Here is a 16,617-nt window from a genome sequence, read left to right as displayed (position 1 = left end):
TTATTCGCACCCTTCCATTCCTTTTTCAAGTATATCCATGACTAGGATCGTCTCTTCATCCCGGATGAACTTCTCCTGTCCATGAACAATCGCCTGGTAGATATCGTCGTAGACACGTGCATAATCCCCACGCTCCGATACGACTTTCTCCTCATGATAATGACCTTCATCATCCATATATGTTAAAATGCCATAGTGCTGAGGCAGATCCACTCCAAAATCGGCATGTCCCTTCGGTAGATAGAATAGCTTCAAATGCTCTTCCTGACGATCCTCAGTCTGCTTGACGAATACGCCTTTAGTTCCGTAAGCGACAAATCTCGGACGAGACTTCAAGCGAAAGAAGCTGGATTTGATCGACACCTTGAACGGGCTATAGTGCAGATCAAGATCAAAGTAATCGTTCATTCTACCCGGACCGAGCAGCTGACGCACATCATAATGAATCCTCTCAGGCTCTCCAAAATACGAGATAGCTTGATCAATCGTGTGAACACCGTGTCCATACAAAAAGCTATTGTACTTGGAGTACTGCTTCACAGCATGTGGTATCTCTGGACGATAATAATCATAATGCATCTCCACCTCCAGCAGATCTCCAAGCTTACCGGATTCTATGACTTTCTGGGTCGTGAGAAAATCCGAATCATATCGTCGGTTCTGATAGCATTGAATAATGAGATTTTTATCCTTGGCATATTGGAAGATATCCTCAGCCTCAGATTTCGTAAGCATAAAAGGCTTCTCGACCAATACATGCTTTCCGTGATCAAGAGCCATTTTGGCATAGGAGTAGTGGGACTCTGTGTGTGTACATATAACGACCAGTTGAATCTCCTCATCCTGTATGAATGCAGCTAGATCATCTGTGTACTGAACCCCTGGTACTCGCTCCCACTCCTGCTTCTCCAGGGTGCGGGCAAAGATTGTTTTGACCTTCAAGTGCTCCCTATTCATCGAAAAAGGAAGATGATAGCGGTTCGTGCTCTTGCCGTTACCAATATATCCGATAGTCAGCATATTCTTTCCTCCTTGACGTATCTTTAACATCATTATAGTAAAAGAATGCACGGGGTATAGTATTTGCGGATATAACGGTACATTTGATCATTAATTCCTACTGAAGACCATTGATTTTTGCACAAAATGTTCATTATAGCTTGATGCATGTATGCAAAATGTACACTATGAAGTGAGGCGAGACTGTTGAAGATCCTGACACAATTATCTGAAATGCATAGCTTCACTCCCAATGAGCAAAGCATTGCTGCCTATATTCTGAGCCATAAGGAGCAGATTCTTCAGCTCAACATTCAAGAGCTTGCGAAGGCAACCTATACCTCACACTCCGCCATTAATCGTCTGACTCATAAGCTCGGACTATCGGGCTTTAAGGAGTTCATGATTACGCTTGCCCGGGAGTTCCAGCAAGATAGCCAAAGTCTGTCCCCCGTAGACCCTAACTATCCATTCGGCGTTGGTGAATCCTCCGTTCAGGTGGCGCGGGAGATTGCTGAATTAATGAAGGAGACCATCGACAAAACTGTCACCTTCATGGACGATGAATTGCTTACACAGACAGCACAGCTGTTGGATCAGGCCGAGAGAATCTTCATATACGCCGTAGGAGACTCGCAAATCCGGGCAAAGAGCTTTCAGAACAAAATGTTCAAAATCAATAAATATGTCATTATAGCGACAGAACTGTCGGAATGGGCTCATCACACGGTTAACCTTACGTCACGTGATTGTGCCATATTCTTAACCTATCATGGAAAGTCATCAAGCTATATTAAGGTCGCCCAGCATTTAGCCTTTGAGCGCATTCCATTCATCACTATAACAGCCAGTCGTTATAGCGAGCTGGCACGTCTCAGCACCCTCTGCATACAGGTTCCTAATGATGAGATGAAGCTTGCCAAGATCGGTACCTTTTCTTCACAGATCGCCTTTGAATATGTGCTGAACGTAATTTATTCCTGTATCTACAAAATCGATTATCAGCAAAATCGACAGCTTGGAACCCAGTCACTCAAGAGGTTCTACGACGGGGATGGCGATAGGATGAACGATATGTAGCTAAAGGGTTGTGTCAGCTATTCACTCCATGATCGATTATGTCCATGCATCGAATCATGGAGTGAATAGCTATAGCCCTATGGGGTCATGTTCAAATAGGTCATGTCGGTTATAATGTACCCTGGTACATATGAAGTAGACAGGAGAGACTTATGGACAGACACAGCAGTTCCGACTCAAAGAAGCTACACAGTGGGACGATTTACCAGGCGATCTGGAGATGGCATTTATATGCAGGCATTATTTTTGCTCCCTTCATCCTGATTCTGGCTGTAACTGGCTCGGTATATCTATTCAAGCCGCAAATAGAGCAACGGATGTATCAGGATTATTATGTTGTAAAGGATGAGGGCAACAAGCTGCAGCCTTCTCAGCTGATCGACACCGTGAAGGCGGCATATCCAGAATATAACGTACTGAGATACCGTCCCGGAGAAGACGCGACCCGTTCTGCCGAAGTGAAGCTAGGGCTTGGAGATGAGAAGCTCACGATATTTGTAGACCCGTACAGCTCCACAATCATTGGCGAGCTGAATGACCGTCATCGACTAATGGATCGTATTGAGGAGTTCCATGGGGAGCTAATGCTTGGAACCTTCGGTGACCGAATTGTGGAACTGGCCGCCTGCTGGGCATTGATTCTCGTCATTACAGGCTTGTATCTGTGGATACCACGAGACTGGAAGAAATGGAAGGGTGTCATTGTTCCACGGATCAACACCTCAAAACGCAATCTGTTAAGAGATCTGCATGTAGTCCCTGCCTTCTGGATCTCAGCAGCCATGGTATTCCTGATCATTACAGGATTGCTCTGGTCCGGATTCTGGGGAACAAAGGTACAGACATTGGTGACGAATTCCGGACTCGGCTATCCTCCCTCCATCTGGGTTGGCAGCGCACCTTCCAGTACGTTAAAAACCAAAGACATCGCAGATGTGCCCTGGGCTGCAGAGAATCTGGAGGTTCCTCTCTCCAACCCAAGTCAGGAGTACACACAGCTATCCATTAACAACGTAGTGAATACAGCTAACCAGCTACAGATCTATCCAACCTATGAGGTGATTTTCCCAAAATCTGCTGAGGGCGTGTTCACGTTATCTGTCTTCCCACCCAAAGCAAGAGATGAGGCTACCGTCCATATCGATCAATATACGGGGGCTGTCTTGGCGGATTATCGCTATGAGCATTATGAGGTGCTTGGCAAATGGATGGCATGGGGGATTACCCTACATAAGGGATTGGAATACGGGTTGCTTAATCAATGGATCGGGCTAATCGTATGTATCGGCATCGCTGGAATTGTAATTACAGGCTTTCTGCTATGGTGGAGACGTAAGCCCAAGACACACATGGGAGCCCCTAGAGCACAAAGCTATGGAAGCATTAAAGGCATTGTAATCCTGCTGATTATCTACGGGATGCTATTCCCGCTGGTGGGCTTGTCCCTGATCGTGGTTGCACTCCTAGATGTATTGGTCATCACCCGTTCTGCCAAGCTTAGGCAAATATTCAACTCCTAATTCATATAAGTACAAGGCGGGATTTAGAGATGAGGTTAACACAACACAGCTACTTGATTGCCCTGGCATTGCTGCTGCTCTTAACGGCTTGCAGTTCTGTCAGACCAGACACAGCAGCCAAATACAAGCAAGAGAATGTGCTCGGCATTGACATTCATATCCCCTCTCCTGTTCAGTCAGGCATATCCCAAGCCTATACTGCCACCCTGACACAGGACGGGCAGGAAGTAGAGCATGCGGAGCAGGTTCATTTTTATTTTTGGAATGACGAACCTGCCGGCGAAAGCTCTTATTATCATGAAGAGGTCCTCCCCAGCTATGAAGGAGACGGAAGGTTCCGTGCAGAAGTCAGCCTGCCACAAGACGGTACGTACTTCGTCCAGGTGACCGCTTCCTCTCAGGGGTCCACCGTGATGCCGACCAAGCGGTTCACCGTAGGCGACGTAGAGCCCTCTAATCAGACAGATCGGACTCCTGTACACCCTTCTTCGCATGAAGGGCACCATTAGAAATAGCTTTCATTGAAATAGAATTTGCACTTATAGTAGGAAAGGTAAGCTTTCAGGCTGGATCGACCTATATCGAATGAAGCGTCTTCGCTAGCCAATCATAGGACATCCGGCCGTTATACTCATGCTTTCCTTCAAATAAATCATAGCCAAACTGAGCGTGGGCATTCATGCTGCTGTACAATGTTTGCAAATAATGAATCGCCGTCTTCGTTGTCTGTACCGGGAATATTGGATCATGTATCCCTGCCTCTATAAAAAGCGGCCGTGGAGCGATAAGCCCCAGAACATCTGGCATCTCTGCGTGATTCAGGAGGCCGGGTATGTAGTTGCATAGACAATGGCGCATAGCCAATATACTTCCGCGGTAGGTGTTCGGGTAGATGCCTAACACGGATGCCTTCATCCGTGAATCCAAGGCAGCAGATAAGGAAGCCACCATTCCACCACCAGAATGTCCCATGTTACCAAGCTGATGGGCGGATACCTCAGGCCTCGTGGACAGATAGTCAGCTGCTCGCCATGCTTCGGCGGCGCGTAAGCCGGCAGTTGTCTTTCCACTCATCAATAGAGCGGTGGAAAGATTGTAGCAAGAGTTCCCGAGTGAGGGGTCTTGTCTCTCATCACGCTCCAGCATGCGATCCCCGAAGCCTACAATCTCAGGAACCAGCACGACTAAGCCTCTACGGGCCAATTCGAGTGCGATATTATCTGTCGGCTTACTGCTACTACTATCGAGCTTCGGACTGCCGTCCTTCTCCAGTCCCACCAAGGAGCGGCTACCATATCCATGGCCATGCCATAGCAGCACACCAGGTCGGCGTTCACCTGGCTTGATCGATTGGGGAAGCATGACATATGCTGGCATTCGCAATCCATGAAGCGTAGTGAATTCTACGCGCTCCCGGACTACCTCTGGCAGTTCGACCCGTTCCAGTAGAACAGGGTCTAACCCAATATCTCCGCGCTGAGGAAGCTCGAATGCTCCCAGCAGCATCTGAAGCTTGGTCAGAATTCGTTCCCTTTGTTGTACCCATGGTTCGGTCTGCTCATCGCGCCGGCTGTCTAAGGTGTTGAAAAGGTGTTCGAGGTAAGCATCAGGCTTTCTCATCGTTATTCCTCCTTGTAACCGTGCTGATTCTTAAGATTGTGGCTGGTAGGCGATCGAGCAAAAACAGCTAATCAACGGATCAGCTGTTTTTTGTTCTACTTACAATGCTAGTTATCGCAAACCATGCTCACTAATTTCTAAGAGCTTAGTTAGATCTTGCTTACAAGCTCCTTATTCTGAATCATGGATACCAAATACGCCAGGGTCAGGCCTTGTCCCCAGCCCTGCACTCTCTTTTTGGAGATCACTTTATAGTCATCCGCTGAATACATGACGGCAGTACCTGCCGATACATTACGTACAGAGCCATCCTCATCAATATTGGCAAGGATACCCTTATAGGCTGCTCTCATGTAATTCTGATGCAGTGGATGTCCGTTAATGACGATCGCAGCTGCAATACCTGCCGAAGCAGAGGTCTCCTCATAGGACGACTCGTCATTCAATACGGTCCGCCACAGCCCGTCCGCTGTCTGCAGTCGCACCAATGCACTCAGCTGGTCTCCAAGTGCACCACCAATTTGCATCCACATCGGCATGAACGGATTCAGCATCTTGTACGCCTGCGCCATAGTGTATGCCGCCCACGCATTGGCTCTGCCCCAGTAGATCCCAGATAGATGGTCCTGTCTCACATTGTCCCACGCGTGGTAGAACAGATTTGTCTTCGTATCCTGCAAATATTCCTCATGCCAATAGAACTGATTCAGTGCATCGTCAATGTATTCCTTATTGTCCAGCTTGAAGCCAAGTCGGAGCAGAAAATAGGCTGCCATGAATAAAGTATCGGCCCACGCTTGCTCAGGGAAATCGTTATCTGATGAGACCGTGTGCTGGAATACACCTTCACCAAAGCGTATAGCATCCTTGCGCAGATACTCCGCTTTCATAAGCGCCAGCTCCAGATATTTTTCATCCCCCGTAGCTTCATGCAAGGTCAGCAAGGTATGTCCCATTGCACAGGAATTGACCATCAGGGTTGGTATACCAAGCTCCAGATACTCCTCCACCCAATGAACGAGAAAATCAATGTATTCCTGGTTCCGAGTTACCTCCCAAGCTTTGCTGATCCCGTAAAAAGCCACTCCGCAGGACCAATTCCAGGTAAAATCCATGTTCATCGTTCGCCGAACTACCCGATCGATCAGTTCCATTACTTCTGCTTCATTACATTCGAATTTCTTCATATGAATCTCTCCCATCCTTGTAATGCCTCTGGTGTAGGCTGCTCAAGCACATAAATAGTAAGCGCATTCATTATTTTGCTGAAGATAAATCGTCTTGCTCGCCAAAATCTTCTGGTCGATCCCTCTCTGCCTTAGCTTGCCGAAGGAATAGACCTCTTAGCTCTTCCCTATGTAGATCATCTACCTGATTGTATATAAAATCAAGTCTTCTTCATGTTTTCTCTGGAATTGTGCACATTTAACTCTAATATTTAATACCTGTTCCCAATGAATTAACCCTATTATCAAGCAGCATACTGAGTAATCAAGATGTCAGACCAAACGGGTGGGCGGTATATGTCTGTCGCAAACGCGGTACCACTTAAGTCCATTCGTTTAGTTGACGATATATAGTCATTGCAGACTATACTATATCAAAACCGTCTGGGGAGTTGGCTATAACATTGAATAAATTCTCACCAAAATTGCGTCGAAAAAGAAGTATACAGGTCCATATTTTAATTCGGATGGTGCTGAGCATCATTATTGCTACTATGATTAATAATCTGTTGATATACCTTCTACTAGAGACTTTTAATGGGCTGAATAGTACATGGCTTTTTAACACCTTTCCTTATCTCATGACCGTTATCTTCATCATAAATGTCATTTGTATCTTTTTATTGTTGACACGCCGTATCGTAAAGGATCTAAGCACGCTAGAGCATGGCCTTCACGTCATCTCCGAGGGCAACCTGCATTATCGGGTATCTATGAACCGTCAGGATGAGCTCGGAAGTGTCGCGCGGAATATCAATATGATGGCCGAACGATTGCAGCAGCAGATCATTAAGGAACGTGAAATGGAGACCTCCAAGATGGAGATGATTACAGGCATTTCTCATGACCTGCGCACCCCGCTTACGAGCATTATTGGGTATTTAGAGCTCTTAAGGACCAACTCCTTTCATAATCAGGAGGAGTATGACCGTTTCGTACAAAATACGTACAGCAAGGCAACACACCTAAAGAGGCTGCTGGATGATCTGTTTGAATACACCCGGCTGACCAGTATAGATACTCACCTGGAGCTTCAGCAAATTGATGTCCAGCAGCTGCTGGAGCAATTACTATTCGAATTCGAACCGATCGCCCATGAGAACGAGCTTCGTATTGTGAAGGACATTGATCACATGCCGGTTAGCGTCTTTATTGATAGTGAAAAAATAGCCCGCGCTGTTGATAATCTGCTGATGAACGCCCTGAAATACTCAATCAAGCCCGGTACCGTTCGCATCTCACTGAAATTGGATGACCAGCATATTCATATCGAAGTTGAGAATAATGGGCATCCGCTCACGCCGGAGCAAGAACATAAGCTCTTCGAGCGTTTCTATAAAGTTGACTACTCCCGACGCAGCGAAGGGATCCAGACAGGGACAGGATTAGGCCTGTCCATAGCTAGAAACATTATTGATCTGCATGGTGGAACGCTAATACTGGAGCACAAAGGTAATCTATTCAAATTCATACTGTCATTGCCAAGGAACGAGAATCCGGTCTTTTCCTAGCCTTGTCCTATAAAGCCCTTGCCAAGAATATGCTGTCTATAGCTATTTGAGGAGGGGAGTCATATTATTACCACATTTATAGGCCATATTTTTTTGGGTTTATCCCTTTCTGCACCCATTGGGCCGATCAATGCTGCACAATTGGACAAGGGGATTCGGGGTGGATTTTTTCCTGCATGGTTTGTTGGATTGGGTGCCATTTGCGCAGATATCCTGCACATGCTGCTGGTTTTTTTAGGAATTATCCACCTGCTTGAGCTTCCGTTTGTGAAGGTTTTTCTGTGGTTATTTGGATGCTTTGTACTCATCTATACGGGGATAGAAAGTATGAAAAATGCGGGAACCCTCACTGCATCGCAGTCGAGAAGCCGTGAGTCAGGACTCTCCTGGTCATTCCTGCAGGGCTTTCTGATGTCTTTGTTCAATCCCCTCTCCATCATGTTCTGGCTTGGTATTTACGGCTCGATATTGGCCAAGAGCATGAATGAATCCTCAGTCCAACAAGTGCTGTTGAATAGTGGCGCAATCGTCCTAGGCATTCTTTTATGGGATGTCGTCATGGCCGCAGCGGCAAGTCTGTTCCGCAAATACCTTACTTTCGGTATTCTCAAATTCATCTCTGTCGTATCTGGCCTTTCACTCGTCGGCTTTGGAGTATATTTCGGGGGAAAAGCTATCCAGTTCCTATTCTTCACCTAGGCCTGCCTTCAACCTCATGTGTCCAAGACCTGCTACATTCCCAATTACATGTGTATCAAAAGGCCATAGTCTCGAAGTGAATCACGGGCCTAGCGAAGTGGGTTCCCGAATGCATCGGAAACCGCATGAATTTTGGCGTTTAGTCTCCTTGGGATCGTCCGATTCGCTAGAACACCAACTGAGTCAAATCCTGAACCATATAGGTGTCGCGCTTCATATTACAATCCGTCTCTATAAAAGCTTCATAAGCTTGTGTATTAAACTCATATTCCCTGTAGAGCATAATCCAAGAAATGATGTACATTGAAAGGGTCAATTACTGCTCTCGCCCTATCTATTCCGAATAAAGGGTTAATTACTGCTCCAGATTCATTCTCGTTAATCTTAGCAACATCATAAACGAGAGATCCTTTTCTCCACACAGGATGGGCTTGAGAGTATAAAAAATCAATAACCAGATTATCTGAGGCCACCCATCCATACTGCCGAAATGTAATATGCCTAAAAGTATGTTCAAAGTGGGTGTGAAGGTAAGAGGCCAGCAAATTATTGACAATAAAGCGCTTTTTACCATCTAAATTGTTGTTGTCGTTAATAAATGCTGTAAACTCTACTTCGATTTCTTTTAGAAAGATGCCTACGTTCATTTTTTATCTCCTGTTATCTAAGATGATGCAACCTGATAGCCTGATAAGATTACTCTAATTTTTTTTGTTTATCAACAATGAATTGTAGAACACCAAAAATTTAATAAAAACTTAATATAATTAGGAAATGCTATGTCTGCTCATTTCACTCTGTTTTTGTGCAGCCGGATTCCCGTTATGCGGAGTCCGGATACTGAACCTTTTACTTTTTCCATATTGAACCCATGCTTGGTATGAGAGCTTGGTGTCGAATCAGAACTTGGTGCCGAGCTACCCTTCTTGCGAACTCGCTGCACCACCCAATCACTTACTGCGATTAGGGAAACAAGCACCAGACTCATATAGAACCCAGGACGGCTAAGTGCATGAAATAATGTTCCTGATACGGCCATGGCAATCAGCAACAATCCAATCCAGCGCTTGGCCGCTCTGAATCTCTTCTTCTTCAGAAGCTTGCCTGAGGATAGCAGGATAAATGCCCAATTGTAGAGCAGCATGATCCCAGCCGCCGTCGTAATGTACTCATACACTTTCCCAGGCAGCAGGAGAGACATCACAATGGTCCCAATTAACCCACAGCCAATGAGAGATAACGCGTACAAGGGGTATTTCTTTTTCCATGTTCGGGAGAACAGACGGGGCGCATCTCCCTCCTGTGCCAGTGTGAGCATCATGGACGTAACTGCATAGAGAGACGCTGTCATGGTAGAGAATCCGGCAACGATGAGCACACCATTGAACACGTGTGGAATAAAGGCCAACTGTTCACTACTAAGGGCCAATACGAACGGACTCTCCTTGGGATTAAATGCCTTCAAAGGGACCATCGTTAATGCCAGACCAATAGAAAGTACATATACTGCTGCCAAAGATATCAACATAACCTTCCCTGCTTTTGGGGCCTCCTCTGGTTTTTGCAATCGATAAGAAATAATACCGAGCACCTCAATGCCACCATATGCATAAAAGGCAAACAGAAAGGCAGACCACAATCCGATCGCTCCTGTCGGGAAGATCGAGGTAGCATCAAGCGGCACCTTATGATCGTACTTCGCTCCTCCAAACCACCCTGCTAACAGTGCCACAGCAAGGGCCAAGAACATGAAGATCGCAGCAATCTTGATGATGGCCAATACATTTTCAACCCGATCAAAGCCTTTATTACCAAAAAAAACGATGCAAAGTCCAACGATACCGAAGCCTGCTGCAAAGATCCATAAGGGAACCGTCGGGAACCAGAATCGGGAGAAAATGGACAAGGCTGTCAGCTGACTTCCCATGATGAGCAGTTCGGAGAACCAATAGATCCAACCACTAGCGAAGCCAGCCCACCCTCCGAATGCCTTCTTCGCATAGGAGCGAAAAGAACCTTGCTCCGGATGATCTGATGTCATTAGGGCCAGCGCATCAAAAACGATGTATGTACCCATGGCAGCACAAACATAAGCCAGCAACACAGCGGGTCCCCCAATGGAAATCGCCAGACTGGAGCCCAGAAAATAGCCTGTTCCAATCGTACCAGCCACACCGAGAAGGCTTAATTGCCACCATTTTAATGTTCCTTCTTTGGTCGAGGAGCTCGAAGCCGCTTTACTCATTCATTTCCTTCCTTTACTGTTTAATTAAGTCCTTATAATGAGAACAAAAAAGAAAGCAAGAGATGCCGGCAGTAGATCTTACCATATCTCTTGCTCTTTGTCGGTATAGCCTTGATTAGTGAGTAACGGTGCCAGGGATCTGCGGTTGCAAGGTTGCAGGAGCAAAACCATTTTGCATGAGCTGCATATCCTGCTGTGGCAGCTGTGGAACCTGATAGTAGCCATGCTTATTCTGATATAGTGAAATCTCATAGGCCATCTCGATACAGTTAGGCAGCGAGTCTGCAAGGACACGACGAACGACCGGATTTGTTGCTTCCAAGGCCGCATTAGTCTTCATCACAGCTCCGCCTTTCACAGCATTCAGCATGCTTAAGGAAATAATCTGATCAGATATTTCCGCTGCGGATTGAATCGGCTTCTTCGGTTGGCCTGGTTTCATTCCGAATACGAAATCATTGCCTTGCTTCATCTTATAGCTCTTTGTAGGCTGTGATGGGTCCAGCCCTGTCTTGAAGCATTCCAAAGTGGTGTTGTACTCCTCAGCCATAAATTGCATCTGGCGTTGCAGAATGTCCTGCAGTTCGGGGTCCTTGACCTGCTGGCTCAGCATCGTATAGGTGTCCAATGCATGGACAGCGCTTGCCAATACCTCATGAACATCGAACATCTCATGTCCGCCATGATTAAGCTGTGGTGGGATTTTTCCTGTTTCAATATTCTGGTGATTTTGCATTTCCATGTGTGTGATTCCTCCTGTAATTTGTACATGACAAGCTTGATGTCTCATGTTCTTGAGAGCCTTACAAGCCTGTCGCAATAATTAACTGCAAGCGCGGTGATTCCTTGTTTGCAATCTGCGTTTATTATCTTTACCAACTTCGTAGATTATTCAGGAATGTATGGAATTAGCTAGTGTAATGGCCGCCTGTAACACCTGTCTGTCAAGAGATTATGCCGGTCATGAGTAACGCATAAAGGCGCACTGCATAGGCTAATGCATAATCATCTAGGAGGAATTCGATTGTATAATTATGAACCCCACCGCTCTAAGCAGCATCTCGCCTGGCATGAGACACTTGAACTGCATGAATTAACTGCCTTTCAGAGCAATCAGTTGACACTCTTTAAAATGGTCGTGAATGAGGTGGTGAACCCGCAGCTCCATCAATTGTATCTGGAGGCGATTCAGACCATTGAGCAAAATCTGACAGAGCTCCTGCAATACTACCCACTTGCTCCAGAGGGCATAAGAAAAGGTGGAAAAGAAATGGATATGACTGCCTTCTATGCTGGGCTGCTTCTGGGGTTTGCCAAGACCTCGGTACGTAGTTATGCCATTGGCATTACAGAGACTGCGACGCCACAATTACGTCAGACCTTACAGAAACAATTGAATGGAGCTATTCAACTACACGCTAAAGTGTTTCAATTTATGCTTGAGCACGGGTTTTATCCATCCTATGACCTTCCCAAGCTTCTATCCAACGATGTTGCCATGGCCAATAAGGCCATATCCATGTGAAGCACACAGCCTTGCATAAAAAAACAGCAGTCCGTAGGAGGAGATCTCCTGGACTGCTGTCATTATTAGTACAAAATAACTTAGAATATCGTAGGCACCATTCCCCCATCCATACGGATTGGGGAACCTTTGAAGGCCGAAGCGTATGGACTGCAGATGAATGTGGCGAGCCTCCCGATCTCGGAAGGTCGAATAAATCGTTGAATTTCAGATTGGGGCAATTGGGTGCTCATGAATTGCTTTTCTTTTTCCGCAAAGCTCATGTCCTGCTTGGCATAAATCCCCTCGATAATATCCTGTACATTCTCCGAAAGTGTAGGTCCTGGCATAATCGTATTAACGGTTACCTCAGTGCCTTTGGTTAATTTGGACAAGCTCTTCGACAGGGAGAGCAGCATGGATTTCGTCACAGCATACTGCGGCATTTGGCCTGATGGCATGACGGCCTCCTCGCTCGCAATAAAGATAATACGACCATCGTTTTGACTCAGCATATTCGGCAAATAGTGTCTGCATAATCCATTGGCAGCAAGCACATTCGTCTGGAAGTATTGGTTCCATACGTCATCGCTAACGTCCTCATACTGCATAATTTCATAGATCCCCATATTGTTAATCAAAATGTCAACTTGAGGATATTTTTCGAATAACTTCTTTCTCTGTTCTTCATCCACCAGATCTGCTGTAGCGTTAAGAGGAGAGGTCATCGGAAATTCCGATTGAATCTCCTGAATCGTTCTCTCTACTTCTATGTTATCACGTCCGTTGACCAATACATGTACACCTTCTCTGGCCAACTCTATAGCGATAGCTTTCCCAATTCCCTTCGTCGATCCCGTAACCAAAGCTGTCTTGTTGCGCAGCCCCATATCCATGTTCAATCATCCTTCTGCTTCACATTCTCGGCAAGCTGATTCTTCTTCGTTGTGTGAGAACCTACTTGTATCCGGTAGTGAACATATTACAGCTCCAGCGTATTATAGTAACTAGTACCTACCGCCAAAATTCTTGCTTCACACGCCAATTCGAGGGCGTCTCTCCCTCCCGCAGTCGGAAAGCCCGATAGAAGGAATTCTGATCCGCATAGCCAACGAGGAAAGCCACTTCTTTAATATCGAGGGCAGGATCTACAAGAAGCTCTCTGGCTTGCTCATGTCTTGCATCCCCCACCAGCTGCTTGAAGCTGACTTTCTCGTCTGCAAGTCGACGCTGAAGCGTCCGCCCACTCATGCCAAGCTCTCGTGAGACTGTTTGAATGTCGGTTCGCCCCCCGGAGAGACTGCGCTTGATGAGCCATTTTACCTGCTCGCTAATAGAAGGCTTGTCCTGCTGCTCATCCAGGGATTGGTCCAGTGCTGGAGTCAGAATCGCCAACAGTTCCTCGTTATACGTAATAAACGGCTGATCTAGATGCTCGCGCTTCAGAATCAACCGATTCCCAACAGTGCCTGTCCGAATCCGGCAGCCAAAATAGGCTTCAAGCGTCACCCTGTCCCCCATGGGCTGGGAAAGCTCCACTGATAAGGCGGTTATAGCCCGCCCTGTCCCTCTGCGGCCAAGCTCTAGAAGATAGGCGAAGGTGATACCTATGAGTATAGATGGACCTGCATGATGGGGATCTAACCATCCTAGCTCAATGATACAAAGCTCACCCGACTCAGTGATCCGCAGCTTCTCTGGAGGACAGAATGGCTTGTACTGTGCCATGCGGTTCAGTGCATCCCGATAATCACGGGCATGATAAGTCGCCAGGGCAGCTGGAGGATAATGTGCTGCTTCGAAGGCCGTAGCTAGGCTGATGATACCACGGGCCGTATCTCCCATAAGGTCTGAATAAGCTCGCCAAATTGCAAAATATTGAGCTGTCGTTACGACAGGCTCTGAAATGACCGTAAGCGGGAGTCCTGCTTGAAGAGCAATATCCTGCGGTGTGATATTGAATTGACGCAACCCAGACCAGAAACCCGGCACGATTTTGATATGGTCCGCAGCATGGAACTTCACTGCCATCCCCCCTGTACTCTATATGTATTTCATTGTCTATAATGCACTATACGACAAAAAACCGCCACATTGGCGGTTCTTCACAGTCAGATGCATCATCATTAATTTTGTTCATTCAAGCCTGCTATAAAATAATCAACGCTCTCGATCAAATCTGGTGGCAGCTCTTGTAATCTCAGACTAGCTGTCAGCTCTTGTAAGAGCTTGTCCCGATCCCCACCAATAAGATCGACGGTATGAGCAAGCTGCTCCCATGGGGCCAGATCCGCCCGAAAATCTGAATTACTCATCGGTCTGCCATGAGATTCCACATACCAGCTTGAATCATAAGCATAAGCCAGCCCAAGGAGTCTTAGAAACTCTGTAGAGCGGTAACGCCGTGGCCCACCATAAATTGCTGGAGCAAGTGCATCCCCCAGGAAGAGCACGTTATCCTCCAGTACGTGGAGAAAACAGGAATCTTCGGAATGATCCCCACCCACATGAACTAGCTCGCATGTTACGTCGCCCAACTCCAGCTTCAGTCTTTCTGAGAAATGTATATCTGGAGCTATCACTCGGACCTGGGCTGGGTCATCATATTCGAGGCGAATGTGACTCGCACTTTCGTCATTAATCGTGCCATCAGCTATCAGTGTCTCCAGCGTGGACTCCGACCAAGTCAGATCGGCCAGCCGTGTCAGCATCTCACTGGTTCTAGTGTGGGCAATCGCTGGGATATCCCATGCATGCATCCCAAAGCTATGATCCCAGTGCCAATGAGTCAATACCAGGATATCCGGTTCTCGAATTCCTCTTCTCTCTAGCTCAGCCTTGAAAGCATGGGCATGCTCAAGAGAATTGCCAGCGTCCAGCAGCAGTGTCCGACGCGAGCCTGTAATTGCAGCCAGAATAGGTCGATCTGTTTCATGCTCGGCATGCATGATGATAATATGTGGTGTAAGCTGTTCAAATTGATGCTTCATTTCCACAATTCCTCTCTTTCAAAACTGTCTACTATACTATATCAATATTCTCTGGGTTTCAGAATCCTATGCACAACTGATATGATATGAGCAAGTAGACAAGAATTTTTGTGCTGTGGAGGTAACTAATCATGACAAGAGATAACATTATAGAATATTGTCTGTCCTACCCGGGTTCCTATCAAGATTTTCCGTTCGGTGAGGATTGGGTTGTCATACGTCATCGTGGGAATAACAAGTCCTTTGCTCTTATATTTCAGCGTGAAGGGCATCTATGTGTCAATCTAAAATGCGAGCCTAGTCGTGCTGACTTCCTTCGTGGCTATTCAAGGAAGTGAAGCCCGGCTATCATATGAACAAAGAGCACTGGAATACCGTCATCCTAGATGGTGAGCTCCCAGAGCAGGAAATACACGATATGGTAAGGCATAGCTTTGAACTAACCAAGCCTAAAATCCCCAAAAGACAGGCACTAAAAAATTCTTAATAGAAAGGGGTGCTATCTATGCAGTCAGAAAGCTGTGTTCCTTCAGGACTCCATGCAGAAGAAACAGGTTTTGGGTACACTTTATCATTGATCGGCGGCAAGTACAAAATGACAATACTATACTGGCTGGTTGAAAATAACGTCATGAGGTTCAATGAGCTAAAACGAAATATTGGCATCATCTCATTTAAGACCTTGAGCGTCATGCTGAAGGAGCTGGAAGCCGACGGGCTGATTATTCGAACCGAATATCCACAAATTCCTCCCAAAGTGGAGTACTCTCTTTCTGAGCGCGGACGATCCCTGATTCCGATCTTGGACATGATGTGTGAATGGGGAGAAAAGAATCGTTCGTTGAACAACCTTCATTCAAAGAGTGCACGCTAAGTAAAAGACTCCAATCCTGTAATGGTCAAGACCCCATTTAGTGGACATTGAAAAAACACCTAAGCTAGAAACTGGCGTCGGTACTCTACCGGCGTCAGTTTGTTTAATTTACGCTGTGGTCGTCTTCGGTTGTAAAAACGTATGTATTTCTCAATTCGTCTTTGTGCCTCTGCCAGATTTCGTATATCATAGGGATAGAGTCCTTCCGTTTTGAGATGCGAGAAGAAACTCTCCATGGAGGCGTTGTCTAGGCAATTGCCCCGGCGAGACATGCTGATTTGGGCGCCAACCTTTGGCAGCATGTCGTGGTAAGCATGAGACGTGTACTGGAACCCTTGGTCGCTGTGAA

Annotated in this window: 17 protein-coding genes and 1 pseudogene; 8 read left to right on the top strand and 10 right to left on the bottom strand. The window is 46.4% G+C overall.

Translation table 11 applies throughout. From position 1 onward, the window contains the following. On the bottom strand, nt 1-1,020 hold the full coding sequence (locus K331_RS0116575) for a Gfo/Idh/MocA family oxidoreductase (protein WP_028591157.1): 1,020 nt from the start codon (nt 1,018-1,020) through the stop codon (nt 1-3). A gap of 186 nt (nt 1,021-1,206) precedes the next feature. Between K331_RS0116575 and K331_RS0116570 the strand changes: the two genes are divergently transcribed. The 3 genes from K331_RS0116570 to K331_RS31055 all read left to right on the top strand — a co-directional run bounded on the left by K331_RS0116570 (nt 1,207) and on the right by K331_RS31055 (nt 4,108). Continuing rightward, complete coding sequence (locus K331_RS0116570; protein WP_028591156.1) at nt 1,207-2,079, top strand: MurR/RpiR family transcriptional regulator; 873 nt, start codon at nt 1,207-1,209, stop codon at nt 2,077-2,079. Between the two features lie 152 nt (nt 2,080-2,231). Beyond that, on the top strand, nt 2,232-3,599 hold the full coding sequence (locus K331_RS0116565) for a PepSY-associated TM helix domain-containing protein (protein ID WP_028591155.1): 1,368 nt from the start codon (nt 2,232-2,234) through the stop codon (nt 3,597-3,599). Nucleotides 3,600-3,628: 29 nt separating this feature from the next. After that, nucleotides 3,629-4,108 carry a FixH family protein gene (locus tag K331_RS31055; RefSeq protein WP_051289873.1) on the top strand — a complete coding sequence of 160 codons (480 nt, stop codon included), beginning with the start codon at nt 3,629-3,631 and terminating at the stop codon, nt 4,106-4,108. A 67-nt stretch (nt 4,109-4,175) separates the two neighbouring features. Here K331_RS31055 and K331_RS0116555 read toward each other — a convergent pair whose 3' ends face one another. Both K331_RS0116555 and K331_RS0116550 read right to left on the bottom strand, forming a co-directional pair. Beyond that, on the bottom strand, nt 4,176-5,219 hold the full coding sequence (locus tag K331_RS0116555; RefSeq protein WP_028591154.1) for a dienelactone hydrolase family protein: 1,044 nt from the start codon (nt 5,217-5,219) through the stop codon (nt 4,176-4,178). 149 nt (nt 5,220-5,368) lie between these two features. Beyond that, nucleotides 5,369-6,406 carry a glycoside hydrolase family 88 protein gene (locus K331_RS0116550; protein ID WP_028591153.1) on the bottom strand — a complete coding sequence of 346 codons (1,038 nt, stop codon included), beginning with the start codon at nt 6,404-6,406 and terminating at the stop codon, nt 5,369-5,371. A gap of 443 nt (nt 6,407-6,849) precedes the next feature. Here K331_RS0116550 and K331_RS0116545 point away from each other — a divergent pair, with 443 nt between their 5' ends. Together K331_RS0116545 and K331_RS0116540 are read left to right on the top strand one after the other, a co-directional pair. Next, the gene (locus K331_RS0116545) at nt 6,850-7,956 is read left to right on the top strand and encodes a sensor histidine kinase (RefSeq protein WP_028591152.1); all 1,107 of its coding nucleotides are present in this window, start codon (nt 6,850-6,852) and stop codon (nt 7,954-7,956) included. Nucleotides 7,957-8,049: 93 nt separating this feature from the next. Next, nucleotides 8,050-8,655 carry a LysE family transporter gene (locus K331_RS0116540; RefSeq protein ID WP_226383617.1) on the top strand — a complete coding sequence of 202 codons (606 nt, stop codon included), beginning with the start codon at nt 8,050-8,052 and terminating at the stop codon, nt 8,653-8,655. A gap of 263 nt (nt 8,656-8,918) precedes the next feature. Here K331_RS0116540 and K331_RS0116535 read toward each other — a convergent pair whose 3' ends face one another. The 3 genes from K331_RS0116535 to K331_RS0116525 form a co-directional block, all read right to left on the bottom strand. Then, entirely contained in the window at nt 8,919-9,302 is a 384-nt protein-coding gene (locus tag K331_RS0116535; RefSeq protein WP_028591150.1) for a hypothetical protein, read from the bottom strand. A 140-nt stretch (nt 9,303-9,442) separates the two neighbouring features. Continuing rightward, the gene (locus K331_RS0116530; protein ID WP_028591149.1) at nt 9,443-10,900 is read right to left on the bottom strand and encodes an amino acid permease; all 1,458 of its coding nucleotides are present in this window, start codon (nt 10,898-10,900) and stop codon (nt 9,443-9,445) included. Between the two features lie 115 nt (nt 10,901-11,015). Continuing rightward, a complete protein-coding gene (locus K331_RS0116525) occupies nt 11,016-11,642 on the bottom strand; it encodes a spore coat protein (RefSeq protein WP_028591148.1) in 627 nt (208 codons plus the stop codon). Between the two features lie 255 nt (nt 11,643-11,897). On the opposite strand from K331_RS0116525, the gene K331_RS0116520 reads away from it, so the two are divergent. Then, on the top strand, nt 11,898-12,425 hold the full coding sequence (locus K331_RS0116520) for a spore coat protein (protein WP_051289872.1): 528 nt from the start codon (nt 11,898-11,900) through the stop codon (nt 12,423-12,425). Nucleotides 12,426-12,505: 80 nt separating this feature from the next. Here the strand turns inward: K331_RS0116520 and K331_RS0116515 are convergent, their stop codons facing one another. The 3 genes from K331_RS0116515 to K331_RS0116505 form a co-directional block, all read right to left on the bottom strand. Continuing rightward, a complete protein-coding gene (locus K331_RS0116515; protein WP_028591146.1) occupies nt 12,506-13,300 on the bottom strand; it encodes an SDR family NAD(P)-dependent oxidoreductase in 795 nt (264 codons plus the stop codon). A 118-nt stretch (nt 13,301-13,418) separates the two neighbouring features. Next, on the bottom strand, nt 13,419-14,435 hold the full coding sequence (locus K331_RS0116510) for a helix-turn-helix transcriptional regulator (protein WP_036635125.1): 1,017 nt from the start codon (nt 14,433-14,435) through the stop codon (nt 13,419-13,421). A gap of 95 nt (nt 14,436-14,530) precedes the next feature. Continuing rightward, entirely contained in the window at nt 14,531-15,394 is an 864-nt protein-coding gene (locus K331_RS0116505) for an MBL fold metallo-hydrolase (RefSeq protein WP_028591144.1), read from the bottom strand. 131 nt (nt 15,395-15,525) lie between these two features. Between K331_RS0116505 and K331_RS29750 the strand changes: the two are divergent. Together K331_RS29750 and K331_RS0116495 are read left to right on the top strand one after the other, a co-directional pair. Next, nucleotides 15,526-15,881 (top strand): annotated as a pseudogene (locus K331_RS29750) (MmcQ/YjbR family DNA-binding protein). A gap of 18 nt (nt 15,882-15,899) precedes the next feature. Continuing rightward, nucleotides 15,900-16,268, top strand: a complete 369-nt coding sequence (locus tag K331_RS0116495; RefSeq protein ID WP_018884553.1) for a winged helix-turn-helix transcriptional regulator — start codon at nt 15,900-15,902, stop codon at nt 16,266-16,268. A 59-nt stretch (nt 16,269-16,327) separates the two neighbouring features. Here the strand turns inward: K331_RS0116495 and K331_RS0116490 are convergent, their stop codons facing one another. After that, entirely contained in the window at nt 16,328-16,570 is a 243-nt protein-coding gene (locus K331_RS0116490) for an IS3 family transposase (protein ID WP_264177759.1), read from the bottom strand. Nucleotides 16,571-16,617: the final 47 nt, after the last annotated feature.

This window comes from Paenibacillus massiliensis subsp. panacisoli DSM 21345 (assembly GCF_000426545.1).
In the GTDB taxonomy this organism is placed as follows: Bacteria; Bacillota; Bacilli; order Paenibacillales; family Paenibacillaceae; genus Paenibacillus; species Paenibacillus panacisoli.
The sequence above is the reverse complement of the archived record's forward strand: the minus strand, read 5'-3'. Positions and strand labels throughout refer to the sequence as shown.

What these genes read in the sequence shown, in the direction of transcription:
- K331_RS0116515 (WP_028591146.1), bottom strand. Translation starts at nt 13,300, where the DNA reads ATGGATATGGGGCTGCGCAACAAGACAGCTTTGGTTACGGGATCGACG.
- K331_RS0116550 (WP_028591153.1), bottom strand. Translation starts at nt 6,406, where the DNA reads ATGAAGAAATTCGAATGTAATGAAGCAGAAGTAATGGAACTGATCGAT.
- K331_RS0116555 (WP_028591154.1), bottom strand. Translation starts at nt 5,219, where the DNA reads ATGAGAAAGCCTGATGCTTACCTCGAACACCTTTTCAACACCTTAGAC.
- K331_RS0116565 (WP_028591155.1), top strand. Translation starts at nt 2,232, where the DNA reads ATGGACAGACACAGCAGTTCCGACTCAAAGAAGCTACACAGTGGGACG.
- K331_RS0116495 (WP_018884553.1), top strand. Translation starts at nt 15,900, where the DNA reads ATGCAGTCAGAAAGCTGTGTTCCTTCAGGACTCCATGCAGAAGAAACA.
- K331_RS31055 (WP_051289873.1), top strand. Translation starts at nt 3,629, where the DNA reads ATGAGGTTAACACAACACAGCTACTTGATTGCCCTGGCATTGCTGCTG.
- K331_RS0116535 (WP_028591150.1), bottom strand. Translation starts at nt 9,302, where the DNA reads ATGAACGTAGGCATCTTTCTAAAAGAAATCGAAGTAGAGTTTACAGCA.
- K331_RS0116575 (WP_028591157.1), bottom strand. Translation starts at nt 1,020, where the DNA reads ATGCTGACTATCGGATATATTGGTAACGGCAAGAGCACGAACCGCTAT.
- K331_RS0116530 (WP_028591149.1), bottom strand. Translation starts at nt 10,900, where the DNA reads ATGAGTAAAGCGGCTTCGAGCTCCTCGACCAAAGAAGGAACATTAAAA.
- K331_RS0116520 (WP_051289872.1), top strand. Translation starts at nt 11,898, where the DNA reads ATGCATAATCATCTAGGAGGAATTCGATTGTATAATTATGAACCCCAC.
- K331_RS0116505 (WP_028591144.1), bottom strand. Translation starts at nt 15,394, where the DNA reads ATGAAGCATCAATTTGAACAGCTTACACCACATATTATCATCATGCAT.
- K331_RS0116490 (WP_264177759.1), bottom strand. Translation starts at nt 16,570, where the DNA reads ATGCTGCCAAAGGTTGGCGCCCAAATCAGCATGTCTCGCCGGGGCAAT.
- K331_RS0116510 (WP_036635125.1), bottom strand. Translation starts at nt 14,435, where the DNA reads ATGGCAGTGAAGTTCCATGCTGCGGACCATATCAAAATCGTGCCGGGT.
- K331_RS0116525 (WP_028591148.1), bottom strand. Translation starts at nt 11,642, where the DNA reads ATGGAAATGCAAAATCACCAGAATATTGAAACAGGAAAAATCCCACCA.